This window comes from Agrococcus sp. ARC_14 (assembly GCF_022436485.1).
Taxonomy (GTDB): Bacteria; Actinomycetota; Actinomycetes; order Actinomycetales; family Microbacteriaceae; genus Agrococcus.
Genome location: NZ_JAKUDO010000001.1, coordinates 121159 through 145889 on the forward strand (window position 1 = coordinate 121159; position 24731 = coordinate 145889).

Annotated in this window: 25 protein-coding genes; 13 read left to right on the top strand and 12 right to left on the bottom strand. The window is 69.6% G+C overall.

The features are described from left to right. Window positions 1–37: 37 nt before the first annotated feature. The 6 genes from MKD51_RS00610 to MKD51_RS00635 all read right to left on the bottom strand — a co-directional run bounded on the left by MKD51_RS00610 (window position 38) and on the right by MKD51_RS00635 (window position 6009). Window positions 38–1048: a TRAP transporter substrate-binding protein gene (locus tag MKD51_RS00610; protein ID WP_240237011.1), complete on the bottom strand. Its 1011-nt coding sequence runs from the start codon at window positions 1046–1048 to the stop codon at window positions 38–40. A gap of 28 nt (window positions 1049–1076) precedes the next feature. Beyond that, complete coding sequence (locus MKD51_RS00615) at window positions 1077–2405, bottom strand: TRAP transporter large permease (protein ID WP_240237013.1); 1329 nt, start codon at window positions 2403–2405, stop codon at window positions 1077–1079. Then, on the bottom strand, window positions 2405–2959 hold the full coding sequence (locus tag MKD51_RS00620; RefSeq protein WP_240237015.1) for a TRAP transporter small permease: 555 nt from the start codon (window positions 2957–2959) through the stop codon (window positions 2405–2407). The genes MKD51_RS00615 and MKD51_RS00620 overlap by 1 nt, the downstream gene beginning before the upstream one ends. A gap of 86 nt (window positions 2960–3045) precedes the next feature. Further along, window positions 3046–4407 (bottom strand): Gfo/Idh/MocA family oxidoreductase, encoded by a 1362-nt coding sequence (locus MKD51_RS00625; protein ID WP_240237017.1) that lies wholly within the window; start codon window positions 4405–4407, stop codon window positions 3046–3048. A 157-nt stretch (window positions 4408–4564) separates the two neighbouring features. Then, complete coding sequence (locus MKD51_RS00630; protein WP_240237019.1) at window positions 4565–5746, bottom strand: hypothetical protein; 1182 nt, start codon at window positions 5744–5746, stop codon at window positions 4565–4567. A 71-nt stretch (window positions 5747–5817) separates the two neighbouring features. Beyond that, window positions 5818–6009, bottom strand: coding sequence for a hypothetical protein (locus MKD51_RS00635; protein ID WP_240237022.1), 192 nt, complete (start codon window positions 6007–6009; stop codon window positions 5818–5820). 527 nt (window positions 6010–6536) lie between these two features. Between MKD51_RS00635 and MKD51_RS00640 the strand changes: the two genes are divergently transcribed. The 6 genes from MKD51_RS00640 (at window position 6537) to MKD51_RS00665 (ending at window position 11781) form a co-directional block, all read left to right on the top strand. Next, entirely contained in the window at window positions 6537–7028 is a 492-nt protein-coding gene (locus MKD51_RS00640; RefSeq protein WP_240237024.1) for a hypothetical protein, read from the top strand. Between the two features lie 353 nt (window positions 7029–7381). Continuing rightward, on the top strand, window positions 7382–7888 hold the full coding sequence (locus tag MKD51_RS00645; protein ID WP_240237026.1) for a hypothetical protein: 507 nt from the start codon (window positions 7382–7384) through the stop codon (window positions 7886–7888). A 55-nt stretch (window positions 7889–7943) separates the two neighbouring features. Next, the gene (locus MKD51_RS00650) at window positions 7944–8921 is read left to right on the top strand and encodes a Gfo/Idh/MocA family oxidoreductase (RefSeq protein WP_240237029.1); all 978 of its coding nucleotides are present in this window, start codon (window positions 7944–7946) and stop codon (window positions 8919–8921) included. A 106-nt stretch (window positions 8922–9027) separates the two neighbouring features. Continuing rightward, window positions 9028–9690, top strand: a complete 663-nt coding sequence (locus tag MKD51_RS00655; protein ID WP_240237031.1) for a hypothetical protein — start codon at window positions 9028–9030, stop codon at window positions 9688–9690. Continuing rightward, window positions 9690–9929: a helix-turn-helix domain-containing protein gene (locus tag MKD51_RS00660; RefSeq protein WP_240237033.1), complete on the top strand. Its 240-nt coding sequence runs from the start codon at window positions 9690–9692 to the stop codon at window positions 9927–9929. The genes MKD51_RS00655 and MKD51_RS00660 overlap by 1 nt, the downstream gene beginning before the upstream one ends. Window positions 9930–10047: 118 nt before the next feature. Next, complete coding sequence (locus tag MKD51_RS00665) at window positions 10048–11781, top strand: cell wall-binding repeat-containing protein (protein ID WP_240237035.1); 1734 nt, start codon at window positions 10048–10050, stop codon at window positions 11779–11781. A gap of 7 nt (window positions 11782–11788) precedes the next feature. Here the strand turns inward: MKD51_RS00665 and MKD51_RS00670 are convergent, their stop codons facing one another. Then, window positions 11789–12073, bottom strand: a complete 285-nt coding sequence (locus MKD51_RS00670) for a DUF2277 domain-containing protein (protein ID WP_240237037.1) — start codon at window positions 12071–12073, stop codon at window positions 11789–11791. 236 nt (window positions 12074–12309) lie between these two features. Between MKD51_RS00670 and MKD51_RS00675 the strand changes: the two genes are divergently transcribed. Next, entirely contained in the window at window positions 12310–14022 is a 1713-nt protein-coding gene (locus tag MKD51_RS00675) for an HNH endonuclease signature motif containing protein (protein ID WP_240237040.1), read from the top strand. Between the two features lie 177 nt (window positions 14023–14199). On the opposite strand, the gene MKD51_RS00680 is transcribed toward MKD51_RS00675, so the two are convergent. The 4 genes from MKD51_RS00680 to MKD51_RS00695 all read right to left on the bottom strand — a co-directional run bounded on the left by MKD51_RS00680 (window position 14200) and on the right by MKD51_RS00695 (window position 18462). Beyond that, window positions 14200–15045: a transglutaminase family protein gene (locus MKD51_RS00680; RefSeq protein ID WP_240237042.1), complete on the bottom strand. Its 846-nt coding sequence runs from the start codon at window positions 15043–15045 to the stop codon at window positions 14200–14202. Beyond that, window positions 15042–15971, bottom strand: coding sequence for an alpha-E domain-containing protein (locus MKD51_RS00685; RefSeq protein WP_240240776.1), 930 nt, complete (start codon window positions 15969–15971; stop codon window positions 15042–15044). Before MKD51_RS00685 ends, MKD51_RS00680 begins: the two co-directional genes overlap by 4 nt. After that, a complete protein-coding gene (locus MKD51_RS00690; RefSeq protein ID WP_240237044.1) occupies window positions 15971–17671 on the bottom strand; it encodes a circularly permuted type 2 ATP-grasp protein in 1701 nt (566 codons plus the stop codon). Before MKD51_RS00690 ends, MKD51_RS00685 begins: the two co-directional genes overlap by 1 nt. A 68-nt stretch (window positions 17672–17739) precedes the next feature. Continuing rightward, window positions 17740–18462: an FCD domain-containing protein gene (locus MKD51_RS00695; RefSeq protein WP_240237046.1), complete on the bottom strand. Its 723-nt coding sequence runs from the start codon at window positions 18460–18462 to the stop codon at window positions 17740–17742. Window positions 18463–18597: 135 nt separating this feature from the next. Here MKD51_RS00695 and MKD51_RS00700 point away from each other — a divergent pair, with 135 nt between their 5' ends. Genes MKD51_RS00700 through MKD51_RS00710 form a run of 3 tightly spaced genes read left to right on the top strand, consistent with a single transcriptional unit; the run spans window position 18598 to window position 21781 of the window. After that, a complete protein-coding gene (locus MKD51_RS00700; protein WP_240237048.1) occupies window positions 18598–19395 on the top strand; it encodes a sugar phosphate isomerase/epimerase family protein in 798 nt (265 codons plus the stop codon). A gap of 38 nt (window positions 19396–19433) precedes the next feature. Continuing rightward, window positions 19434–20333 (top strand): phosphogluconate dehydrogenase C-terminal domain-containing protein, encoded by a 900-nt coding sequence (locus MKD51_RS00705; protein ID WP_346986675.1) that lies wholly within the window; start codon window positions 19434–19436, stop codon window positions 20331–20333. A gap of 2 nt (window positions 20334–20335) precedes the next feature. Further along, window positions 20336–21781, top strand: a complete 1446-nt coding sequence (locus MKD51_RS00710) for a gluconate:H+ symporter (protein ID WP_240237050.1) — start codon at window positions 20336–20338, stop codon at window positions 21779–21781. 88 nt (window positions 21782–21869) lie between these two features. Here the strand turns inward: MKD51_RS00710 and MKD51_RS00715 are convergent, their stop codons facing one another. Beyond that, the gene (locus tag MKD51_RS00715; protein WP_240237052.1) at window positions 21870–22685 is read right to left on the bottom strand and encodes an endo alpha-1,4 polygalactosaminidase; all 816 of its coding nucleotides are present in this window, start codon (window positions 22683–22685) and stop codon (window positions 21870–21872) included. A gap of 101 nt (window positions 22686–22786) precedes the next feature. On the opposite strand from MKD51_RS00715, the gene MKD51_RS00720 reads away from it, so the two are divergent. Genes MKD51_RS00720 through MKD51_RS00730 form a run of 3 tightly spaced genes read left to right on the top strand, consistent with a single transcriptional unit; the run spans window position 22787 to window position 24731 of the window. Beyond that, window positions 22787–23365 carry a TetR/AcrR family transcriptional regulator gene (locus MKD51_RS00720; RefSeq protein WP_240237054.1) on the top strand — a complete coding sequence of 193 codons (579 nt, stop codon included), beginning with the start codon at window positions 22787–22789 and terminating at the stop codon, window positions 23363–23365. After that, window positions 23362–24147 (top strand): SDR family oxidoreductase, encoded by a 786-nt coding sequence (locus MKD51_RS00725; protein ID WP_240237056.1) that lies wholly within the window; start codon window positions 23362–23364, stop codon window positions 24145–24147. Before MKD51_RS00720 ends, MKD51_RS00725 begins: the two co-directional genes overlap by 4 nt. 59 nt (window positions 24148–24206) lie before the next feature. Then, on the top strand, window positions 24207–24731 hold the full coding sequence (locus MKD51_RS00730; protein WP_240237058.1) for an adenine phosphoribosyltransferase: 525 nt from the start codon (window positions 24207–24209) through the stop codon (window positions 24729–24731).

Sequence of the window (24731 nt, forward strand, 5' to 3'; positions counted from 1 at the left end):
CCCCGCCACCGTCAGCTCGTCAGGGCAGACGGATGCGTCACATGGTCCGGATCTGCTCGACCCAGGTCTGCACCTGGTCGGGCAGTCCCTCGACGACCGGCTGCGTCGCGTCGATCCAGGCCTCGCGATCCTCGAGCTCGTGGAAGACGGCGCCGCCCTCCTCGAGCTGCGTGCGGTAGTCCTCCAGGTTCGTCACGGTGTTCTCCGTGTACTCCTGGCCCACCTCTGCCGAGACCTCCTGGATGGCCGTGCGGATGTCCTCCGGGTAGCCCTGCAGCGCTTCGTCCCACATGAGGAAGTGGTAGTTCGCGTACATGTGGTCGCTCATCGTGACGTTGGGCGCGACCTCATGGATCGAGTTGAACAGGATCGCGTCGAGCGGGTTCTCCTGGCCGTCGAGCACACCCGACTCGAGCGCGGAGTAGACCTCGTTGAACGGCAGCGCCTCTGCGCGGGCGCCGAGCGCGTTCCAGGTGTCCATCATCGTCTGCGCGCTGGGCGTGCGGATGGTGAGGCCCTCGACGTCGGCGAGCGAGGTCACCGGATCCTTGGTGGTGAGCTCGCGCGATCCGCGATACATGTTGCCCAGCAGCGCGTAGCCCGATGCCTCGGTCACAGCGCCGTGGATCTCCTGGCCGAGCTCGCCCTCCCAGACCTCGAAGAACTGCTCGTCGCTGTCATAGAGGAACGGGGCCGTCTCGATCGAGGCGAGGTCGGTGTAGGCCTCGACGGAGAGCATCGACTCGATGACGATGTCGGTGCTGCCGATCTGCAGCCCGTCGATCATCTCCTCCCAGGTGCCGAGGGTGGAGTCGGAGTGCACCTCGACGGTGACGCGACCGTCGGTGGCCACCTCGATCCGCTCGGCGAACTGCTCCGCAGCCCACTGGCGCGGATCCTCGGTGGAGCCGGCGTGGCCGAGCACGAGCGAGTAGGTGCCGTCGCCGTTGCCGGCGTCGCCGCCGGCGGGGTCGCCTGCAGATGAGCAGCCGGTGAGAGCGAGGGCGACGATGCCCACGCCCGCGAGAGCCTTGATGGAGTTGCGCATGGTGTTCCTTCCTAGGGGCTTGCAGTCGTCACTCGGCGCTGACCGACAGCAGCGACGGCAGCCAGAGTGAGATCTGCGGGATGTAGGTGATGAGGATCATGTAGACGAGGCCGCACAGCAGGAACGGCCACGAGGCGCGGATCGCCGAGATGAACTTCACCTTCGCGATCTCGGACGACAGCATCAGAGCGATGCCGACGGGCGGCGTGATGAGGCCGATGCCCAGGTTGACGACGATGATGATGCCCAGGTGCACGGGGTCGACGCCGAGCTCGGTGAGCACCGGGTAGAGGATGGGCGTGATGATGATGAGCGCCGCGTTCGCCTCGATGAACATGCCTGCGATCAGCAGCAGCACGTTCACGAGGATCAGCAGCACCACGAGGCTGTCGCTGAACCCGAAGATCGCGTCGGCAGCAGCCTGCGGCACGCCGCCAGAGGTGAGCGCCCAGGAGTAGAGCTGCGCTGCGGCGAGCACCAGCATGATCAACCCGACCATGAGCGAGGACTCCGCGAGCGAGGAGATGAGCTTCTTCAGCGTCAGCTCGCGGTAGATGAAGACGCCGACGAGCAGCGCGTAGACCACGGCGACCGCGGATGCCTCGGTGGCGGTGAACCAGCCGAAGCGGATGCCGCCGAGGATGAGCAGCGGCAGCAGCAGCGCGGGCGTGGCGCCCCACAGCGACTTCCAGAACGGCGGGCGCTCCTCCTTCGGCGTCTTGCCGATGAGGTCGATGTTCGCGGTGTTGGCCTGGAGGTCCTCGGTGAAGCCGCGCTTGCGCACCGTCAGGTGCACCGTGACCATCACCATCGCGATGTAGAGGATCGCGGGCACGATGCCGGCGAAGAAGAGCTGCCCGATCGACGTGCCAGAGACCACGCCGTAGACGATCATCGTGATCGACGGCGGCATGATGGGCGCCACGATCGGGGCAGCGGCGGTCACCGCTGCCGAGTAGGCGGCCCGGTAGTCGCGTGCCTTCATCGCGGGGATGAGGATGCGGCCGAGGCTCGAGATGTCGGCGACGGCCGAACCCGAGATGCCGCCGAAGAAGAGGGCGGAGAGCACGTTCGTCTGCGCCAGGCCGCCGCGCATCCCACCGACGATCGAATCGGCGAGGTTGAGCAGGCGCTTGGTGATGCCGCCGGCGTTCATGATGCCGCCGGCAAGGATGAACAGCGGAATGGCCAGCAGCGCGAACGGCGTGATGCCGGCGACGATGCGCTGCGCACCGATCGCGAGCGGGGTGTCGGTGACGATCCAGATCGTCAGCATGGAGGCGATGGCCAGCGCGAAGCCGATGGGCACGCGCAGGAGCATCGCTCCGGCGAAGTTTCCGAGCAGCAGCGGCCCCATCAGATCTCGCCCTTCACCATGGTGTCCTCCTCGGACTGGAACAGCACTGCCGAGGGCAGCGGGTCGACCTCGGGGTCTGGCTCGCGCACGAGCTTCCACCAGGCCTCGACCGCGAAGATCGCGGCGATCGCACTGCCGACCGGCACCGCGAGCGAGATGAAGCCGAACGGCAGATCCATGCCCGGCATGGTGCGCCGCATCGCGCTGGGCAGCGCCTCCATGCCGAAGACGGTCAGCGCGACGAGCGTCGCGAGCACGAGCACGCTCGCGATCGTCGTGATCGTGATGCGGAGCCAGCGACGCTCAGGCACGTACTCCCAGATGTCGAGCACCATGTGGCGGCCCTGGCGCACGCCCAGCGCGATCGCCAGCATGGACAGCCAGACGAAGGCGAGCGAGGCGAGCTCGACGGTCCACGACGCGGAGTCGCGGGTGACGTAGCGGGTGAGCACCTGCCAGCTCACGGAACCCGTGATCACGACCAGTGCGATGACGCATGCCCATTGGACGATGCGGTCGAGCAGCGTCAGTACGCGCTCGAGCAGTGCTGGCATGTTCGCTCCTTTGCGAAGTGGACGGCTGGGTCGTGGAGAGTGAAGCAAGCGGGGACTGCTACTGTCAACAGTCGGACTGTCACCAGTTACGGGATCGTTGCGGCGTGCTCCGCGCGGAACTCCGCCTCGAGCTCGCGACGGACCCGCACTGCCGACAGCGACGCATCCGTCTCGACGTCGTCCCAGGTGACCGAGCGGTCCTTGGGCACATCGCGGATGAGCTTGGCGCCGTGTGCGAGACCGAGGGGAAGGGCATGGTGCTCGAGCGAGAAGCGGGCGGGGCGCAGCTTGCCGAAGACGGTGAAGCCCCCTTCGCCGTCGAGCGTCTCGCCGGCTCGAAGGTCGCGCTTGGCGGTCGTCACGACGTCGCCGCGGAAGCCCGTTGGCGCTCCTGTGGCCTCGCCGCGCAGCACGGCGCTGGCGATCGAGACCCCGAGCTCGAGGCCGATCATGTGGTACGGCCGGTAGAGGGAGCCGAAGCGGCCGGTCTCGTCGGTCTTGACGCCGTACTCGGCGAAGCACTGCACCGCGTAGTCGGTCTTCGCCTCGAAGGTGACCCAGACGCCCCAGCGCAGGTCGCGCTCGACCTCGCTGCCGTCGCGGTGAAGGCTCGAGGCGATCTCGACCGTGCCGGCATGGTCGAGCGAGCCGCCGATGGCGTGCGGACGGAAGATGTGCGGCAGGTCGTCGACGCCGGCGGGCGGGAACGCCAGCCCGTCGAGCTGCGGCGTGAGGCCGGCGCCGTTGGCGACCGCGGCCATCTCGATGGCCGACTTCGTGCCGTCGAGGAAGGAGTTGAACATCTTGGGGTTGAAGTCGCCGGAGGCGAGCTGCTCGTCACTGAAGCCGTAGTGGTCCCACACGGTGTCGGGGGTCGAGTAGTGGTACTCGGGGAGGTACTTCGTGCCCTTGCCCGCGCCGACGACCTCGAAGCCGACCGTGCGGCACCAGTCGACCAGCTCGGAGATCAGAGCGGGCTGATCGCCGTAGGCCATCGAGTAGACGACGCCGGCCGCGGCGGCGCGGCGCTGCAGCAGCGGCCCCACCATGCAGTCTGCCTCGACGTTGACCATGATCACGTGCTTGCCGTTGTCGATGGCGGCGATCGCATGGTCGGTGCCGACGAGCGGGTTGCCGGTGATCTCGAGGATGACCTCGACAGACGGGTGCGCGATGAGCGCCATCGAGTCGTCGACGACGGCCGTGAGCCCGGTGCGGGCGGCCTCGTCGAGGCTCGTCGCGGCGTAGCGCTCGGCACTCCAGCCGGTGCGCTCGAGCGCGTCCTTCGCCTTGGGCACGTTGATGTCGGCGACGCCGATGACGTGAAGCTCGGGCGTGACCGATGCCTGGGTCAAGAACATCGAGGCGAACTTGCCCGCCCCGATCACACCGACGCGGATGGGGCCGGCGTCTGCGGCGCGGCGCTGCAGCAGCGAGTGCAGGTTCATGGACTGCTCCTTTGCAGTGGGCGAAACGACCTGGTGTTTGATTGTTGACAGTAGAACGGCGACGCGCGCCTGTCAAGCCACACCGTGTGCAAGCCGCGTGAGGTCAAGCCATATGGGCGACCGTCTGGAGCCCCCTCGCAGCCGAGCCAGCGCTGCCTCAGGCCTCGGGGTCCTGACTCACCGCCCAGTCGATCCGCTCGCGAATCGCGCGCAGCGCGAAGACCACCGACGCGAGCCCGGACTGCGGCTCATCCGCGTCGATCACCCGCCGGTAGAGCGCGTCGATCGCCTCGCCCGAGGCGGCGGATGCGGCAGGCGCGTCGCCGCGGGCGTGCCACGCGTGCATGTGGGCGGCCAAGGCGCCCATCGCGTCGGCAGCGAGCTGCCGCTCGTCGTGCTCGATGCTGATGCCGACGGGGCGCTCCCACGCTGTGCTCGCGACTGCCGAGAGCACATCCTCCATCCGATGCACGACCGCGCGCAGCGCCGTCATCGCGCGCTCATCGACGTCGAGGTCGTGTCGATGCCACAGCATTCGCACGTTGAAGCGTCGAGCCTCGCGCGCCTCGACCACCTGGTGATCGAGCCGATCGACCTCTGCCTGCAGCTCGGGGCCCCAGCCGGCCCAGTCCTCGCGCTCCGGTGGCCAGTCGCCCCGCATGGTCTCGGCGAGCACGTCCACGCGCGCGGCAAGATCGGCGACCGCCGCGCGGATCTCCCGGCGGGTCTCGCGGTCGTAGAGCGCCGGCAGCACGAGCGCATTCACGGCCACGCCGACGCCCATGCCGAGTGCGAACTGGCCGACGTACCCGATCGCGTAGCCGTCGGGGTTCGCGCCGCCGAAGAGGATCACGAGCACCGCCACCACCGGCACCACCGACGCGCCCTGGCTGAAGCGCGGCACGCCCTGCAGCAGCACCGCGACGACGCCGATCAGGCCGATCTCGAGGATGCCGTTCCACTCGAGCGCGATCGTCAGCAGGCCCAGCGCCGCGCCACCGGTCATGCCGATCACCTGCTGCAGCGCCGTGCGCCCGATCGTGAAGACGGTGGTGCCGACCGCGACGAAGGCGCCGAGCGGCGCGGCGTAGGCGTAGTTCGGGAGCTCGCCGCCCATCTGGTTGCCGATCAGCCAGGCGAGCATCGCGGCGAGCGCGGTGCGCACGGCGATCGCGACGCGGTACAGCGGCAGCGCCCGCTTGACCTCGCTCTTTGCGACCTTCGCCCCCTCCTTCGCCTGAGGTGTGATCGAGCCGATCACACGTCGGGCGCGGTCGCCGGATGCGCTGGAATCGTCAGCGCGGGCGGCAGGCTCGGGTGGTTCCTGGGGTCGGTCCACGGCACCAAGATAGCCCGACGCGCAAAGCGGGGCCGCCCCGCGATGGGGCGGCCCCGCTCGTGCTGCGCGCATCACGGCAGCATGTGTCGGGCGAGCACATCGAGGCTGCGCTGCTCGCGAGCCTCAACGGCCGCTTCGTAGGCGCGTGCCTCGCGACGCTTCTGCTCGTCGAGGTGAGCCTGCATGGCCCAACGCTCGAGCATCCGCGATGCACTCAGGGCGAGCCGGCGAGGAGCCGGCAGCGCGAGTGTCATGGAAGACATGGAGTTCTGCTTTCTGGCATGGCGATATCGCCCCTGCATTTGGGCGTGCGATATCGCTGAATGAATTGCGAATTGATTGCGCGCTCAGCGGCCCAATGGAATGGGCGCGGATGCGCGAATTGCGACGAGTGCGGTCGTCACGACCTGCAGTCAGGTCGGAGCGAGCGCGAGTCGCGTGTCAGCGAGTGGCGGTGGTGGACAACGCAGGGGGTGCAAGCCAGTCCTGGCCCGGCAGTAGCGGTGCTGCGTGAGCACCGCCGACGTTCAGCCGCTGCGTTCTGCCGCTAGGAGACCCCGCCCGGAAGAAGGGCTCCAGCAGTCTTGGTGATCTTCGTCATCATTGCGAGCTCCTCCTTTCTCGTGGCGCGGAAGTTCGCAGTCACGAAGGTATATCGAACGCCGAGCGAATTGCAAGCCGATCCACAAGATTTCTTCGACGAGTTTCGAGATGTGTCGATATGTACCCCGATGGCTGCTCCTGTGGAGAGCGCCGGAGCGCATCCGGATCGGTCGCGTAACCTGCCCCCATGCTCGGGAGGCTCGGATCAGGTGTCGCGCTCGCTGCGTCGGCGGTGCTGGTGCTCGTCGGCTGCGCGCCTGAGCCGAGCGAGGAGGAGTTGACGACTGAAGCGCGGACGACGTTCAACGCGTTCCAACGAGTGATAGATCAGCAGGTTGCGCGCGGAGAAGTTCGCGCGAGCGAGCTCGAGGAGTTTGCAACCCCGGAGCTGGCGAGAACATGGGTGGCCGACCTACAGCCCATCCTCGATTCAGGCGTTTCGAGCTCAGGCGTGCCAGTCATCACCAACTCCGAGCTGCAGGAATACACAGCCGACAACGTCCGGCTGCAGCTTTGCACGGACCAGAGCCAGATCGTGACGATCAATGCTGACGGGACTGAGCTCGAACCGGTTGGGCTGACGGCATGGCAGGCAGGCTTCATACGCACATCACCGGACGCGCCCCTCCTAATGAGTTCGCTTGATCCCATCCCAGATAGGTCCGTATGTGGCGCATAGCAGTCGCACTTGGCTTGTTCGTCGCCTACGCGTGTCTAAATGTGCCGGCTGCGCAGGGCGGCGGACTCTGCACCGCAGCACATCTGCGCCTGAACCTCTGCGAGCTGAACGCCGCGACCGGTGAACTGGTGGTTGCTGGATCGTCGTCCGCAGGCGTCGCAGCACCGTCGCCACCAAGCGGGGGCTCGCGCCCTGAGGACGAGTACCGCCCGATCAGCGGTGTCGGCGCGACCCCGACCCTCGGTGACGGGTGCCAGCGGTGGACTGACGTTGCCGGGCTCTGCTTTCAGACGTCGATCGACGAGCCCGGCGTGGCCCCTGCAGACCCTGCAGAGCCTGCAGATCCTGCTGCAGTGGCGGCGCCTGCAGAGGAGACCCGCCCGATCACCATCGACGACGTCGCGCGGTTCACGCCCATCGTCGGAGAGCTCGTGGTCGAGCCCGACGGGTGGGGTGTCGTTGGCACGCCGACGAACTTCTACGCGACCGCGGAGTCGCACACGATGGACGGCGAGCTGTTCGACACCGCGATCCAAGTGCGCTGGACTCCCAGCGCGTACCGCTTCGACTACGGCGACGGCACGGTCGAGGAGACCGAGGCCTCCGGCTCTGCATGGCGCGGCACCGAGGAGTCCTGGATGGAGACCGCCACGAGCCACACGTATGCGTCGACGGAGGATGTGACCGCATCCGTCACTGTCGTCTTCACCGCCGAGGTCAACGCCGGCAGCGGCTGGTTCGCCGTGCCTGGCTCGCTGCCAGTGCAGGCGCCAGAGGTGAGCGTGAAGGTGTTCGAGGTCGACACCGTGCTGACAAACGGGGACTGCATGGCCAATCCGAGTGCGGCAGGGTGCGGCTGATCAAGCCTCGAGCCGGCTGCATCTCTGCGACAGGCGATCGCCGTAGAGTCTCGGCATGACGACCTCCTCCCTCGGCTGGGGCATCCTCGGCGCCGGCCGCATCGCCCACATGTTCGCCAGCGACCTCGCCACCGGCGGGCACCGCATCGCCGCCGTCGGCAGCCGCGACGGGGGCCGCGCCCGCGCCTTCGCCGGCGAGCACAGCATCCCGAACGTGCACGAGGGCTACGAGGCGCTCGTCGCCGACCCCGAGGTCGACATCATCTACATCGCCACCCCGCACTCGCACCACCTCGAGCACGCGCTGCTGGCGATCGAGGCAGGCAAGCACCTGCTGATCGAGAAGGCCTTCACGACCTCCGGCGACGACGCCCAGACGCTCGTCGACGCGGCGAGGGCGAAGGGCGTGTTCGTGATGGAGGCGATGTGGACGCGCTTCCTGCCCACCATGGTGGCCGTGCGCGAGCGCATCGCCGCGGGCGAGCTGGGCGAGATCGTCAGCATCACCGCCGACCACTCGCAGGTGCTCGACCTCTCCCCCGGCAGCCGGCTCATCGAGCCCTCGCTCGGCGGCGGCGCGCTGCTCGACCTCGGCGTCTACTGCGTCTCGCTCGCGCATGCGTTCCTCGGGCCGGTCGCGCGCATCCAGGCCTCTGGCGTCGTCGACGACGCCGGTGTCGACCATCGTGGCGCGGCGATCCTCGAGCACGCGGGCGGCGGGATCTCCTCGCTGACGTTCTCGATGGAGGCGCTCGGCTCCAACCGCGCCGTGATCGCGGGCACCGAGGGCGTCATCGAGCTGAGCCCGTCGTTCTACCAGTGGATCGGCTTCTCGCGACGCTCCAACGCCGAACGACAGACCGTGGTGGAGGCGTACGAGCCTCAGGTGGACGGCCGCGGGATGCAGTTCCAGGCAGCCGAGGTCGAGCGCTGCATCGCGGCCGGCCTGCTCGAGAGCGCGCTGCTGCGGCTCGACGAGTCGGTGGCGATCCTGCGGGTGATGGACGAGATCGCGGAGCGGATGCGCGACTGACGCCTGCGGCCGACCGCCGGTGGATGGCCGAACTGATGCTTGCGCAGGCCGTCACAGTGACATAGCCTCTCGTTATTCGATATAGCGATGAACGATAGGGGCAAGCATGAGCAAGGTTGATCTCGGCCGCACTGCCGGGCTGGTGCTCGGTCGCGGCGGCCTCATCGCCGTGATCGTCGCCACCGCGATCGGACTGGTGTGGACGCTCGCGATCGCGGCGCTGCACGTGAACATCTCGATCGGCAACCACGCCGCTTACGACGTGCTGGTCGCCAGCCCGCTCGACGTGCGCCCGGATCTCGTCGCCGATGCCGAGATCCAGTACGCGACGATCAACTTCGTGCCGGCCATCCCCGACGCGACCGCCGTGCTGCTCGAGTCGGTGGGCGTCGGCTCCCGATACGCCGTGGGGATGCTCGCGGGCCTGATGATCATCTGGCTGGCGGTGCAGCTGCTGCGCAAGCGCAGCTTCGGCATCGGCACTGCGGTGATGCTCGGAGTGCTCGCCGCCGGCATGCTCGCGGTCGCGATCATCTCGCCGATGCTCGAGGCACAGGCCGTCGCGCTCGCAGTCGAGGCGGCCGGCTTGCCGACGGAGCCGTCGACGCCGACGTTCGGGGAATCCGACGAGACCTGGGTCATCCCACCGACACCGCACTGGCAGGGCTTCGACTTCTCGCTGCTCGCGCTCGGCGTCGTCACCGGCTTCTGCTCGCTGCTGCTGAGGCGCGCCTCGAAGCTGCAGGACGAGGCAGAGGGTCTCATCTGATGGCGAAGAAGTCAGAAGCACCCACCGGGGTGCACTGTCGGCTCGATGAGCTGCTCGAAGCTCGCGGGATGACGCTGACAGAGCTCAGCCGCACCGTCGACATCACGTTCGCGAACCTGTCGGCGCTGAAGAACGACCGTGGCCGAGCGATCCGCTTCTCGACGCTGACGGCGATCTGCCAGGCGCTCGGCTGCGAGATCGGCGAGCTGCTGGTGCTGCGTCCCGATACCGAATCGTGACCAAAGAAGTCTCAACTTGAAGTTGAAGGCTTGCTACTCTCAGCCCGACGACGTCCATCGACGGATCCGGCCGGCGGTCGTCCCCAGCATCCCCGGATCTGTCCACGAGGTGTCGATGATGACCACCGCATCCCGCTCTGCACGCCCCCGCTCCACTCGCATCGCGCGCGCTCTGCTCGCCGGCGTCGCCGCGCTCGCGACGGCCGTCACCGGCGTCGTGCTCGCTCCGCCGGAGGCCGCGCAGGCCGCGGTGACCGCCGCCCCGTCGTGGATCGGCGGCAAGGATCACTATGCGACGAGCGCGCTCATGTCGCAGCAGCTGCCGCGCAGCAGCACCGTCTACCTGACGTCCGGCGAATCCGGCGGCGACGCCCTCGCCGTGCCGCCGGCAGCCGTCGCGGCCGGCGCGCACGTGCTCATGGTGCGCCGCGACTCCGTGCCCGGCGTGGTCGAGGCGCGGCTGCGCCAGCTCAACCCGCGCTACGTGAACGTCGTCGGCGCGCGCACCGTGCTGAGCGATGCCCTCTGGCGCGACGTGCGCAGCATCCTGCCGCGCGCATCCATCTACCGCGTCGGCCCGAACGCCGGTGATCGTGTCGACAGCGCGCTCGCGCTGGCCGCCCACATCAAGCGCGACAACGGCCGCCTCGACACCGTGTTCGTCATCGGCCGCAACGGCTACTCCGACGGCCTCGCCAGCGGCAACGTCGCCGCGCGCATCGGCGGCGCGATCGTGCCCGCGATGGGCGACGCGAACGCCTGGGCCAGGCGCGTCGCGCCGCTGCTCAACAGCACCCGTGAGGTCGTCTTCGTGGGCGCCACGAGCGTGCTGTCGCAGTCGTACTGGACGGCGCTCGACCGCGTCCTCGGCCTCAACGTGGCGATGGATCGCATCGCGGGGCCCGACCGCTACGCGACCAACGCACGCGTGATCGAGGCGTTCGTCGGCGGCATCAGCGCCGAGCACGTCTACCTCGTGGCCGGCAACGGGCACGGTGACACGGTCGGCGCATCGGTGCTGGCCGCGCGGCAGGACTCGATCATGATGCTCTCGGGCCGCTACTGCCACGACCACGAGGCCATCCCCTCGCAGGTCGACTGGTTCGAGGCATCCCGCGTGATCGGCATCGGCACGAAGTTCTGGATCACGGCGGATGCGCTGCGGTTGCGGATGTGCGGCGGCGGGTACTGGGAGGACTGGCAGTTCGAGTACGCGCCGGGAACCGTGATCGCAGAGCGGATCGCGCCGAACAGCAACTTCGCCTCGATCCAGCAGGACGCGGGTCGCCGCTTCGGCACGTTCCCGAACGTGCGTGCCTCAGGTCCCGGCAGCGGCACGTCGAACGCGATGGTCGGGCTTCCGATGGGCGTGTACCGCGCCGTCGTCACGGGTGGTCAGTCAAACGCTGGGGGTGGCTGGTTCAGGGTGACGGCGTTCAACGGAGACGGTGAGCGCATCGGGCAGGTGACACAGGGCATCGGCGACTATCGCGGCACCGGATTCGTGACCGCAAACGAGCCGATCGTCTACCTCGAGGTGCGCGCATCCGGTCCCTGGTCCCTCGAGGTGCGCGACGCCAGGCACCTGCCCCTCCTGCGAGCAGGCAGCGGCGCCGGCGACCACGTCGCGCTCTGGGACGGACGGACGTATGCGATGCTCGCGTTCCGCGACCGCCCCGGCATGGTGCTCTCGGTGCAGCACCAGTGGCTGTGGACGACCTCACCCGCACGTCGCACAGAGGTTGCGCACGGCTACGCGAGCGCCAACATCCCGCCTGGTCCACAGCTCGTCGTGATCCAGCCGGGCACCGAGCGTCCGACCTGGAACTTCGATCTCATCTTGACGCCGTAGTCGGGTCTCAGCTGGCGGCGGCAGCCTCACGCGCCGTGATGCGCGCCTGCACCTCTGGCCTGCGCAGCGGCGGCACCGTCTTCGGCGGCTGCCGTCGCTCCGGCAGGTCGTCGAGCAGGTGCCGCGTGATGTGCGCGATCTCTGCGACGGCGCGCTCGAAGGCGTCGTGGGTGCGCTCGGTCGGATGCGTGATGCCGGAGACCTTCCGCACGTACTGACGCGCTGCGGCTTCGACCTCGGTCTCGTCGGCCGCGGGCTCGAGGCCGCGGAGGATGGTGATGTTCCTGCACATGCCAGCCACGGTAGGCCTGACCGGCGACACGCGCTAGAGCCGGAGAGCCGGGACTGGTGCGCGCTGCGCTCGCGCGCCCGCGGCGCGCGATGCCGAAAACGGCCGCGGTGCCGGTTCTCCACAGGTCGCCCGATCGGTCGACGGCGTGTGGGCGGCATCGCATATTCTTTCCCAACAGAGATTCGATCGCGTGTGGGTGGCCCCACCTACCGTGGTCGCACGGTGAGGAGTCGACGGTGACGAAGATCGAGCAGGCAGCAGCGGTCGTCGCCGCTGCCCGCGCGGCGTACGCCGACGCCGACTCGCTCGCCACCGCCTCCCGCCAGGACATCGTCGACCTGCTCGCGCTCACGGCAGAGCTCGCCCGAGTGGTGGATGCGCAGCAGGTGCGGCTGGCGGGTGCCATCGCCGAGCGCTCGACCGGCGCAGACGACGAGTCGGTCTGCCGCCTGCTCGGTGCGCGGAATCCGAAGGAGGCGGTCGCCTCCGCCTTCGGGATCCGCGGCCGTGACGCGGGCGAGCTGCTCTCGTTGGCCACCGCCACGGCCGCCGCGGTCGGCCTCACCGGGCAGGACATCGCGATCAAGTACCCACGGGTCGCGGCAGCACTCGACGAGGGTGAGCTGTCTCTCGCGCAGGCGCGCGCGATCGTGACCACCCTCGCGCCCGCCGCACCACGCGCAGACCTGTCCCAGCTGGCCTGGGCGGAAGGCTGTCTGGTCGATGCCGCGACCGCTCCGGAAGCGCCGCTGGCACCCGAGCTGCTGGTGATGCAGGCCCGCGCCTACGTAGCCGTGCTCGATCCCGACGGAGTGCTGCCGAACAGCGAGCGCCAGCACGCGATGCGGTCGCTGCGCCTGTGGCAGCGGCCCGACGGCATCTGGCGATTCGATGGGTGCAGCCCGCCGGAGAAGGGCTCGGCGCTCAAGGCACTGCTCGATGCGTACACCTCGCCGCGCAGGCCGGTGGCGTTCACCGACGACGACGACGACGCCGAGAGCGACGCGGCGGTTGAGGTCGAGGTCGAGGTCGATGCGGACGACCGCACGCCCGAGCAGAAGCGGCACGACGTGCTGATCGCGCTCGTCGAGGCGCACGCTGCATCCGGCGACGCTCCCATCGCGGGCAGCGAGGTCCCCCGGCTGGTGCTGACCGGCACGATGGAGGCCTTCAGCGCCTATCTGCGAGGCGACGACCACCGTGACCGCTCGCTGACGATCGAGCACACCGGCTCAGTCGTGCCGATTGAGACAGCCGACCGACTGCTGTGCGACGGCGTCGTGCAGCGTGCGGTCGTCGATGACGAGGGGCACGTGCTCCAGCTGGGCCGCGAGCAGCGCACGTTCAACCGGGCCCAGCGCCGCGCGCTCGCCGTGCAGTACGGCGGCTGCGCCACCCCCGGCTGCAGCATGCCGGTCGCCTGGACCGAAGCGCATCACGCGGTCTGGTGGCGGCACGGAGGCCCCACCGATGTCGAGAACGGCATCCTGCTCTGCAGCTACTGCCACCACGAAGTGCATGCCCGGCGGCTGCTCGTCGTCGGCACACCCGGGGCCTGGCGCGTCATCGCACAGCTGCGCCCGGCTGACCGGTACGCGCGCAACCGCCGCACCGGGGTCGTCGCGAGCACTGCGGCCGCAGATGCCGCACCCGCATCCGCGCCCGCCGCGCTCGCGCATGCCGCACCCGCCGCGTCCGCATCCGCCGCGCTCGCACATGCCGCACCCGCCGCGCTCGCGGTGAGACTGCCAGACCCCTCGCCACCGCCAGCGGTCCGCGATATCGAGCCGCCCGACGGGCAGCTCGTGCCCCACCTGCGCCGGACACCCCGCACGACGGGGCCGATTGAAGCCCGACTGCGGCAGCGGTTCCCCGCCCGCCGGCGACCGCGATGCCGCCCGCCCGCCGTCGACCGACGACCCCTGCAGCAGGTCGTGCTGCGAACCTGAGGGGCGCGGGTCGTGACGCGCCATGGCGCACTCCGGCCGGCGCCCGCACCTGCAAGCTGCCATCCGTCGGCGCACGTAAGTGCGGCCGACCACCCGTCAACGCGCACACCGGCCGCCTGCCAGTTGCCACCGCGCACACCTGCCGCGGGCAGCGGCGCGAGCCGGGGCCGCGCGCGCTCAGCTCTCCTTCGTGATCTCCACCGACACGAAGAGCTGGCTCTTGCCCGCACCCGCGTAGACGCCGCGCAGCGGTGGGACATCGTTGTAGTCGCGCCCGAGGCCGACCTTCACGTGCCGCTCGCCGATGTCGATGAGGTTCGTCGGGTCCCACGCGTTCCACTCGCCGGTGAACCACTCGACCCACGCATGCGACTCCCCGCGGATCGTCTCGCCGATCTGCGCATCCGCCTTCGGGTGCAGATAGCCGGAGGCGTAGCGCGCCGGGATCCCCACAGCGCGCAGCGCGCCGATGGTGATGTGCGCGATGTCCTGGCAGACGCCCTTGCGATTCGGCCAGGCCTCCGAGGCGAGCGTGTGCACGTGCGTGACGCCCGACATGTACTCCATCTCCTCGCCGACCATGCGTGCGATGGCCGCCGCGGCGGTGCCCGGCGACTCCGACGCATCCTTGATCTCCTGCGCCGCGCGCACGAGATCGTCGGTCGGGCGGGTGCGCAGGGTCTGGCCGAGCTGCTCGACGTACTGCGTCGCGCGCAGCGACACCTTCTCGAGCTGCTCCCAGGTGAGATCGCGCCCGCCGGTGAGCCTGGGCCGCACCTCGACGAGGCTCGTCGCGGTGAGCTGCAGCTCGGTGTGCGGGGCGAGCACGTCGAACGAGACGACCGTCGTGCCCCAGTAGTCCTCGTAGGTGTTCACCGAGGTGTTCGGGCGGATGTCCAGGTTCGAGTAGATGACGAACTGGCCGTCGCTCGTCGACGGCAGCATGCGCGACTCGTTGTAGCTCGCGACCGCCGGCTGCTCGTACCGGTACCCGGTGGTGTGACGGATGCGGATGCGGCTCACGATGCCTCCCTGGTCCAAGCGGGCATGTTGTGGGTCGGGAAGTAGCGCTCCCTGACCGCATGCGAGACGGCGGTGGTGGTCGTCTGGACCTTGTCCATGACCGTCGGCAGGTCGTCGATGATCTCCTGGATCGGCCGGAACTCGAGCTCCGCGCGGATCTGGCCCAGCATCCGCTCTGCCGCCCCGACGTAGCCAACGCGTTCGCGTCGCGGCTCGATGTCGTCGAGGCACTGCTCTGCCCCCCGCACCGAGAACAGGATCGATCGCGGGAAGAGCCGGTCGAGCAGCAGGAACTCGGCCGCGTTCGTGCTGGATGGCACGCCGCGGTAGGTGCGGAGGTAGGCCTCGTAGGCGCCCACCGAACGGAGGATCGTGGTCCACGAGGGGCCGGAAGCCTCGGTCAACGCCCTGGTGGCCAGCAGCCGCGCGACCATGTCGGCGCGCTCGATGTAGCGGCCGAGCGTGAAGAAGCTCCACGCGTCGTCGCGGCTCGAGGTGGCGTCGGCCATGCCGCTCGCGAGCGCCGCACGCTCACGCACCCAGCCGAACATCTGGTGCACCTGCTCGTTGTTCACGCGCCGGGGCATGTTGGCGTAGGTGGCGTTGAGCACCTCCCACAGCTCGGTCGAGATGGTCTCGCGAGCACGGCGGGCGTTCTCGCGGGCCGCGTTGACCGAGTAGGCGATGGATGCGGTGTTGGTGCGGTCGATCGCGAGGATGTTGACGACGTCGTTGCGGGTCAGCGTGCGCTCAGGCGGCGCCTCGTGGCCCATGACGCCCAGCAGGGCGCGGCATGCGGTGTCCTCGTCGACCGCGACATCCTCGAGCAGCAGCTGGAGGTAGACGTCGAGGATGCGGGCGGTGCCGTCTGCGCGCTCGATGTAGCGGCCGATCCAGAACAGGCTCTCGGCGATGCGGCTGAGCATCATGCTGCGCCCTCCCTCGCTGCGCTCGCTGGTCTCGTGACGCCGCCTTCGGCGACTCCTCGACCGACGAGCGAGCTCTGCTGCTGCTGCTGCTGCTCCGCCTGGCCGCTGCGCCTCGGGGCGTCCTGCGGCGACTGGTCCTGCGGATGCTCGCTGCCGGTGACGATGCTGACGGGACGGGTCTGCGGCTCACCGGACGCGCCGAACTCGGCGTCGTGGTCGACCACCGGGATCTGCTCGCGAGCGCCCGCGAGCACCCAGGTGTCCTTCGACCCGCCGCCCTGCGAGGAGTTCACGACCAGCTGCCCCTCAGGGAGCGCGACGCGGGTGAGCCCGCCCGGGAGCACCCACACATCCTTGCCGTCGTTGACGGCGAAGGGGCGCAGATCGACGTGGCGGGGGCGCACGCCGTCCTCGACGAGGGTCGGGATGGTGCTCAGCTGCACCACGGGCTGCGCGATCCAGCCGCGCGGGTCGTCGCGCAACCGCTGCTCGAGCGCCGTGAGCTCCTCCGCCGTGGCGTCGGGGCCCACGACGAGGCCCTTGCCGCCAGAGCCGTCGACGGGCTTGACCACCAGCTCGTTGAGCCGCGGCAGCACCTCCTCGAGCACACCGGGCTCCTCGAGCCGCCAGGTGTCGACGTTCTTGAGGATCGGCTCCTCCGCCAGGTAGTAGCGGATGAGCTCTGGCACGTAGGTGTAGACGAGCTTGTCGTCGGCGATGCCGTTGCCGACCGCGTTCGCGATGGTGACGTTGCCGAGCCGCGCAGCGAGCATGAGCCCGGGGCTGCCGAGCATCGAGTCGGCGCGGAACTGCAGCGGGTCGAGGTAGTCGTCGTCGACGCGGCGGTAGATGACGTCGACGCGCGCCGGACCCTCGGTGGTGCGCATGTAGACGCGGCCGCCACTCGTGAACAGGTCGCGGCCCTCGACGAGCTCGACACCCATCAGGCGCGCCAGCAGCGTGTGCTCGAAGTAGGCCGAGTTGTAGACGCCGGGCGTGAGCACCACGACGCGCGGGTCGTCGACGCCCGCGGGGGCGGCGGCGCGCAGCGCATGCAGCAGCTTGTCGCAGTAGTCGCCGACGGGGCGCACGCGCATCGACGAGAACATCTCGGGCAGCGTCTGCGCGATCACGCGTCGGTTCGACATCACGTAGGAGACGCCCGATGGCACGCGCACGTTGTCCTCGAGCACCCGCCACTCGCCCTCCTGATCGCGGATCAGGTCGATGCCCGAGACGTGGATCCGCACGCCGTTCGCGCCCACCACGCCGGCTGCCTGGCGATGGAAGTGGGTGGATGTGCTGATCAGCTTGGCGGGGATGATGCCGTCTTCGACGGCGCGCTGCGGGCCGTACATGTCGGCCAGGAAGGCCTCGAGGGCGCGCACGCGCTGCTGCACGCCGGACTCCACGTGCTTCCAATCATCCGCGGTGATGATGCGCGGGATCGCGTCGAGCGGGAACGGGCGCTCCTCGCCGGCGAAGTCGAAGGTGACGCCCTGCGCAAGATAGGAGGTGGCGAGCGCGTCGGCGCGAGCGCGCAGGTCGTCCTTCGTCAGCTCCGAGAGCGCGTCGTGGAGCGGCTTGTATGAGGCGCGGGGCGCCCCGTGCTCTTCGAACATCTCATCCCAGGGTTCCCCCTGGCGCTTGCGCGGATTCTCGAAGGGCTTGTCGTAGTCCTCGAACAGATCGCCCATGGGGGCGAGCCTAGTGGCGGTTCGTTCCCCGGCCGTGTCGACCGGTCTGCGCAGTCCCCGTGCGCGGCTCAGCGGTCGCCGGCGACACGCAGGATGCGCGCGGTCGCGGTCGCCATGTGGCGCCGCATCGCACCCTCGGCAGCGACCGCATCGCCCGCAGCGATCGCATCCGCGATCTCGGTGTGCTCGCGGATGGCCGTCTCGACATCCTCGGCGCGGTCGACCGCGTGCTCGAACCAGACGCGCAGCAGCGCGCGCGTCGTCGAGAGCAGATCGTCGAGGATGGGGTTCTGCGCCAGGCTCGCGATGTGCTGATGGAAGGCGATGTCGTGGTCGACATAGGCACGAGAGCTGGCGGTGTCGCGCTGCGCCTGCAGGATCGCGTGCAGCCGATCGGCGTCCTTCACGGTGGCGACCTCCGCGGCGCGCTCGGCCGCAGCCCGCTCGAGCACTGAGCGCACGACGGCCAGCTCCTCCATCTGATCCTGATCGATCAGCATCGACCAGGAGAGGGTCTGCGGCAGCAGCTCGGAGGTGGAGGAGCGCAGGTAGGTGCCGGAGCCCGCCCTCGTCACCACGATGCCGAGCACCTCGAGCGCCGCGATCGCCTCGCGCACAGCAGAGCGGCCGACGCCCAGCGCCTCGGTGAGCTTGCGCTCCGACGGCAGCCGGTCGCCGGCGCTCATGTGCTCGCCCAGCAGCATGCCCAGCAGCTGTTGCGCGACCGAACCGCTGACGGACGGCACCACCTCTGCCTTGCGCAGCGAGTCGAGCAGCGAGTCGTGGTTCACGAGATGAGCGTAGCCCGCCGCACCGCAATAATTGGTCAACCGGTTGCGCAATTGGGTTCCTGCGCGCTAGCGTTTCGCGAACGGCGGACGACGATGCAGGCGCCCGCTCCATCTCTGGACGACGAGGTTTTCGACATGGACATCGGGATCGGCTCCTACGCGCTGTTCTGGGAGTGGCACGAGCATCCGCAGCCGCTGCCGATCGACGCGATGATCGACCGCGCGGCCGAGCTCGGCTGCGACGTCTTCGAGATCTGCGACGACCCACGCATCCTCGCCTACGACGCGAGCGCGCTCCGCAGCCTCCGCGATCGCGCCCACGACCAGGGCGTGCAGCTGCAGCTCGGCACGCGCGGCATCGCACCCGACCACCTCGCCCGCTCGATCGTGATCGCGCAGGCGCTCGAGGCGCGCGTGCTGCGCTCGATGGTCGAGCGCGACGACGCCGACCGAGGCCTCGACCACGTCGTCGGCCGGCTGCGGCAGTCGACCCCCGCGCTCGCCGCCGCCGGCGTGACGCTCGCGCTCGAGACCTACGAGCAGATCCCGACGACGATGCTCGTCGAGGCGGTCGAGCTGCTCGACACGCCCCAGGTCGGCATCTGCCTCGACCCCGCGAACGTCGTCGCCGCGCTCGAGCTCCCCGTCGACGCCATCGCCGCCGCCGCGAGGCACACGGTCGACCTGCACGTGAAGGACTTCGCGTTCGCCCGCCAGCAGGGATGGGTGGGCTTCACGCTCTCCGGCGCTCGCATGGGCGACGGCCTGCTCGACCTCGAGCACGAGCTCGCCGCCGTCTACGCCGACGGCCGCTCCCCCGCCGCGATCGTCGAGCACTGGCTGCCCTGGCAGGGCGACAGCGAGACGACGGTCGGCCTCGAGCGCGACTGGACCGACGCGACGCTCGCGGCCCTGCGCGCATCCGCCGCCTGACTCTTCCTCCCCCGACACATCCAGCAAAGGAGCACTCAGTGAGCAAGGAACTCAATCCGCTGTTCGGCAAGCGCGTCGAGCTCGACGCGAGCCTCACCGTCGCCGTCATCGGCGCCGCGGGCAAGATGGGCATGCGCGTGTCCAACAATCTGAACCTGACCGACGCGACGGTGTTCTACACCGAGGCATCCGAGGCCGGTCAGGCCCGCCTGCAGGAGCTCGGCCGCGTGGCATCGACCGTGGACGACGCCGTCCCCGCCGCTGACGTCGTGATCCTGGCGGTGCCGGATGTGGTGCTCGGCACGGTCTCGGAGCAGGTGGTGCCGCTCATGCAGTCGGGCGCCGTGCTGCTGACGCTCGACCCGGCGGCCGCCTACGCCGGCCTGCTCGCCTCGCGCGACGACGTGCACCAGGCCTGCGCGCACCCGGCGCACCCGTCGATCTTCCTCGAGCGCACCACGGTCGAGGAGTATGCAGACACCTTCGGCGGCATCGCGGCCGAGCAGGAGGTCGTCGCGGCCTTCGAGGGCGACGACGAGGCCGCCAAGGCGCGCGTCGAGGCTGTCGTGCGCGCGATCTACGCGCCCGTGATCGACGTGCACTGGGTCACCGTCAAGCAGCTCGCGCAGCTCGAGCCGACGCTGGTCGAGACCACCGCGTGCATGATCGGGCAGTTCCTGAAGGACTCGATGGATCACGCGATCACCGAGGTCGGCATCCCCGAGGGTGCCGTCAAGGCGCTCTTCTACGGCCACATCGGCATCGCGCTCACCAACGCGCTGCGCGGATCGAACCCGTTCTCGGAGGCCTGCCTCGAGGCGATGGACTACGGCCGCGACGCCATCATCAAGGATGACTGGAAGCGCATCTGGGATGACGAGGACCTCGACGTCGTGCTCGCCAAGATGCTGAAGCTCGAGAAGATCGAGCGGAGCTGACCATGGATCCCGTCTACCTGATCATCCTGGCGGTCGTCTCGATCGCCGTCCTGCTGTTCCTGGTGATGAAGCTCAAGTGGCCCGCCTACCTCGCGCTGCTCGCCGTCGCGGTGCTCACCGCGCTCTTCGGCGGCATCCCGGTGCAGGAGGTCATCCCGACCGTCATCGCCGGCATGGGCGGCACGCTCGGCAGCGTCGCGCTGCTGGTCGGGCTCGGCGCCATGCTCGGCGGCATCATCGAGAAGACCGGCGGCGCAGCGCTCATCGCCAATCGCGCGGCGAAGCTGCTTGGCAAGCACCGGCTCGGGCCCGCTCTGCTCATCGCATCCGGGCTCGTCGCGATCCCGATCTTCTTCGACGTCGCGTTCATCATCCTCGTGCCGATCATCTTCAGCTTCGCGAAGGCGGCCGGCCACAAGAGCCCCATCGCCTTCGGTGCCCCCGTGGCCGTCTTCATGGTGTTCATCCACAACTCGGTGCCGCCGCACCCGGGCATCGTCGGCTCGACGACGCTGCTGAACCCGGATGTCATGGGTCTCGTCACGATCCTGGGGCTCGCGCTCTCGGTGCCGATGGGCTTCGTCGTCTGGTTCGTGAACCAGCGCCTGATGGCCAGCGGCGTCTGGGAGATGTCGCCCGAGATCGCCGAGAAGTACAACGAGGCCGGCGCTGCCGACTTCGAGGAGGGAAGGCCGACTGCCGGGGGCGGCGGCGCAGCCACCTCGACCGCCACGACCACGGCCACGGGCACCCGGCAGATCACGAAGCCCAGCGCAGGCACCGTGATCGCGCTCATCCTGCTGCCGATCCTGATGATCGCGATCGGCACGGTCGGCAAGCTGATCGTCGAGCCCGAGACCCCGGTGGCAAACGTGCTCGCCTTCATCGGTGCACCCGGCTTCGCGCTGCTCGTGGCGTGCATCCTCGCGATGTACATCCTCGGCATCCGCCACGGCTGGGGCAAGCAGGACATGGGCGACATCATGGACTCGGCGCTCGCGCCCGCCGCGATCGTCGTCTTCGTGACCGGTGCGGGCGGCGTGTTCGCCCGTGTGATGACGGAGTCGGGCATCGGCGACGCGGTCTCCGGCATGCTCGTCTCGGCCGGTGTGCCGATCGTGCTGCTCGCCTTCCTGCTCGCGCTCATCTTCAAGGTGGCGCAGGGCTCCGGCACCGTCGCGACGCTCACCGCCGCAGGACTCGTGCAGTCGACCGTCGTCGCCGCCGGCTACGCCGACTTCCAGGTGGCGCTCATCATCCTCGCGATCGCCATGGGCTCCGTCTCGCTCTCGCACATCAACGACTCGGGCTTCTGGATCGCCACGAAGTTCCTCGGCCTCTCGGTCGGCGGCGGCCTCAAGACCTGGACGCTGATGTGCACGATCGTCGGATTCCTGGGCATGGCCATCATCGCGATCGCCTGGTTCGCCACGGCAGGGCTGTTCTGATCGCGCTCGACTGACCTGGCTGCCTGATCGAGCAGCCTTGATCAAGCAGGGGCTCCGGCTCGCCACACGGCGCCGGAGCCCCTGCTCGTCACCCTGCGCAGCGCTCGAAGACGTAGCCGGGCTCGGTCGGCGCGACCAGCTGCAGGTCGCGCAGCACCATCAGGTGCGGCGACTCCGGCCGCTCGCAGAGCTCCTGGAAGGTGGTGCCCTCCGGCAGGGCCCCCTCGTACTCGATGTCGATGTGCAGCTCGCCGTACTGCTCGGCGTAGGCGCCGCACTCGGCCCACGCCGCGCACTCCTCGCTGATCGCGAGATCGAAGCCGACCGCCGGCCCCCGCTCCGCGAGCTCCGGCGCGTTCTTCTGCGCCACCGCGAGCCCCGCGACGTGCGCGTGCTCGACGAGCAGAGCGGCCAGCGCCAGATTGCCCTCCACCGTGAGGGCGTCGAAGCGCGTCCAGGTGTCGAGGTTGTCGAGCTCGACCGCATCGAAGCCGACCTCCGCGCAGCGGTCGATCGATGCGGCCAGCACGCCGGCGATCTCGGCGCGCGCCGCCTCGGTGCGGGTGTCGAGCACGAGCTCGTCCGGCCAGCCGGGATCCACGACCGGCACGCCGCCGTCTCCCGTCAGCACCGCATCCGGATGCTCCTCGAGCCACAGCCCGCGCTCTGCCGGCTGCGTCTGGAAGCCGTTGATGTAGCAGATGCTGTAGCGGCCCGCTGCCGGCAGGGCGGTGCTGTCGCGCACGACGATCGTCACGCCCTGCGGCGGCTCGGAGGCGCCGCCGAGCTGGTAGTCGACGGCCCCGTCGGTGCTCGGCAGCCGCCAGTCAGTCTCGTCGACGGGTGCCGCCTGGCAGGCGGTGAGGCCGAGCAGGAGTGCCGCCAGCAGCAGGATCGATCGCACGGGTGCATCTTCCCGCACCGCCGGTGTCGGCGATCGCGCGGCCACCATCCTCTGTCGGAATATTTCGGACAGTCGTCCAGAATCCCTGCTAGCGTGCCAGCATGAGCCGCGCCGAGGACCCTCGCCCAGCCCGCACCCGGGCCGCGATCCTGGCGGCCGTCGCCTCGCTCAGCGAGCGGGATGACGATGTCACCGTGCTGTCGATCGTCGCCGAGGCCGGCATCAGCCGCTCGACCTTCTACACCCAGTACCGCGACCTCGATGCGCTCGCCGTCGCGATCCTCAGCGACGCCTTCCGAGAGGTCGAGGCCCTCGACCTCTCGCTCCGTCAGACGACGAGCCCCGTCGAGACCGCGCGGGCCACCACCGCGCGACTGGTCGCAGAGTTCGCACGCCGACGATCGCTCTATGCCGGCGTGCTCGGGAGCCGGACGACCACCGAGGCGCACCGCGCGGTGCAGGACGCCTTCGCAGCAGAAGCGCTCGAGACGATGCGCGCGACGGCACCCGGTGGCGTCGACCCGGAGGTCGCCGCCGACTACATCGCAGGCGGCTCGCTCGCGGTCATCACGGCCTGGCTCCTCAGCGACGAACCCGCGACCACCGAGCATGTGCAGCGTCAGCTGCTCGCACTCCTGCCCTCCTGGATGCTCATCGACGAAAGGGACCACACAGCATGACTCGCACCTACCTCGTGACCGGATCAGCATCCGGCATCGGCAAGGCGACCGCAGCACGACTGCGCGCAGACGGCCACCGAGTGATCGGCGTCGATCTGCGGGATGCCGACATCGACGTCGACCTGACCACCGCAGAGGGCCGCACCCGCCTGGTCGAGGAGGCGACCCGGTTGAGCGGCGGCAGCCTCGACGGCGTGCTGGCCATCGCCGGGCTCGTCGTGCCCGCTCCGGTCACCGTCGCCGTCAACCACTTCGGAGCGGTGGCCACCCTCGAGGGCCTTCGCCCGCTGCTGGCAGCGGCGGAGCGGCCGCGAGCAGCGGTCGTCGCCTCGCTCGCTGCGCTGGAGGAGGTCGACGCGCGACTGCTCGAGCTGATCGAGTCGGGCGACGAGGCCGCCGCGCTCGCCCACGCCGAGTCGCTCGGCGCGACCGCGAACGCCGCGGGCTCGAGCGTGCTCTACACGACCTCGAAGCTGTCGGTGGCGCGCTGGGTGCGCACGCACGCGCCGAGCGCCGACTGGGCGAAGGCCGGCATCGCGCTGAACGCCGTCGCTCCGGGCGTCATCCTCACGCCGATGACCGCGGCCGCGCTCGAGACCGAGGAGGGTCGAGCCGCGCTCGATGCCGGAGCTCCCGCACCCTACGGCGGGCCGGCCGCCGACCCGAGCGCGGTGGCGAACCTGCTGGCCTGGCTGACCAGCGAGGAGAACCTCTACGTGACCGGCCAGGTGATCTTCATCGACGGCGGCGCCGAGAGCATCCGTCGGCCAGCGCTCGTCTGAGCGTCGGAGCCCGGTGCGCAGACGCCGGGCTCCGACCCCACCGCGCGTAGGGTTGACCGGTGCCGACACCCACCCCCGCAGCGCTCTCGCGCGCCGAGTCGCTCATCACGGACACGGCCGACTTCCCGCAGCCCGGGGTGCTGTTCCGCGACATCGGGCCGATGCTGACCGACGCGGATGCGCTGCGCGCGGTCACGCAGGCACTGGCAGCGCCGTTCGACGACGGCTTCGACCTCGTCGCCGGCGTCGAGGCGCGCGGCTTCCTGCTCGCGGGCACCGTCGCCGCGACGTCGGGAACCGGCCTGCTGCCGATCCGCAAGGCGGGCAAGACGCCGCGGCCGACGGCTGCTGTCGACTACGCGCTCGAGTACGGCATCGCCACGATCGAGGCATCGGGCGATCTCACCGGCCGTCGCGTGCTGCTCGTCGACGACGTGCTCGCGACCGGCGGCACGCTCGCCGCGGCCATCTCGCTCGTCGAGCAGCTCGGCGGGACCGTCGCCGGCGTCGCCGTCGTGCTCGAGCTCGCCGAGCTCGGTGGCCGCGCGAAGGTGCCCGCGACGCATGCGGTCTTCGTGGCCTGA

Coding starts and splice junctions, on each gene's coding strand:
- MKD51_RS00610 (WP_240237011.1), bottom strand. CDS start 1,048: ATGCGCAACTCCATCAAGGCTCTCGCGGGCGTGGGCATCGTCGCCCTC.
- MKD51_RS00615 (WP_240237013.1), bottom strand. CDS start 2,405: ATGGGGCCGCTGCTGCTCGGAAACTTCGCCGGAGCGATGCTCCTGCGC.
- MKD51_RS00620 (WP_240237015.1), bottom strand. CDS start 2,959: ATGCCAGCACTGCTCGAGCGCGTACTGACGCTGCTCGACCGCATCGTC.
- MKD51_RS00625 (WP_240237017.1), bottom strand. CDS start 4,407: ATGAACCTGCACTCGCTGCTGCAGCGCCGCGCCGCAGACGCCGGCCCC.
- MKD51_RS00635 (WP_240237022.1), bottom strand. CDS start 6,009: ATGTCTTCCATGACACTCGCGCTGCCGGCTCCTCGCCGGCTCGCCCTG.
- MKD51_RS00640 (WP_240237024.1), top strand. CDS start 6,537: ATGCTCGGGAGGCTCGGATCAGGTGTCGCGCTCGCTGCGTCGGCGGTG.
- MKD51_RS00650 (WP_240237029.1), top strand. CDS start 7,944: ATGACGACCTCCTCCCTCGGCTGGGGCATCCTCGGCGCCGGCCGCATC.
- MKD51_RS00655 (WP_240237031.1), top strand. CDS start 9,028: ATGAGCAAGGTTGATCTCGGCCGCACTGCCGGGCTGGTGCTCGGTCGC.
- MKD51_RS00660 (WP_240237033.1), top strand. CDS start 9,690: ATGGCGAAGAAGTCAGAAGCACCCACCGGGGTGCACTGTCGGCTCGAT.
- MKD51_RS00665 (WP_240237035.1), top strand. CDS start 10,048: ATGACCACCGCATCCCGCTCTGCACGCCCCCGCTCCACTCGCATCGCG.
- MKD51_RS00670 (WP_240237037.1), bottom strand. CDS start 12,073: ATGTGCAGGAACATCACCATCCTCCGCGGCCTCGAGCCCGCGGCCGAC.
- MKD51_RS00685 (WP_240240776.1), bottom strand. CDS start 15,971: ATGCTCAGCCGCATCGCCGAGAGCCTGTTCTGGATCGGCCGCTACATC.
- MKD51_RS00690 (WP_240237044.1), bottom strand. CDS start 17,671: ATGGGCGATCTGTTCGAGGACTACGACAAGCCCTTCGAGAATCCGCGC.
- MKD51_RS00700 (WP_240237048.1), top strand. CDS start 18,598: ATGGACATCGGGATCGGCTCCTACGCGCTGTTCTGGGAGTGGCACGAG.
- MKD51_RS00710 (WP_240237050.1), top strand. CDS start 20,336: ATGGATCCCGTCTACCTGATCATCCTGGCGGTCGTCTCGATCGCCGTC.
- MKD51_RS00720 (WP_240237054.1), top strand. CDS start 22,787: ATGAGCCGCGCCGAGGACCCTCGCCCAGCCCGCACCCGGGCCGCGATC.
- MKD51_RS00725 (WP_240237056.1), top strand. CDS start 23,362: ATGACTCGCACCTACCTCGTGACCGGATCAGCATCCGGCATCGGCAAG.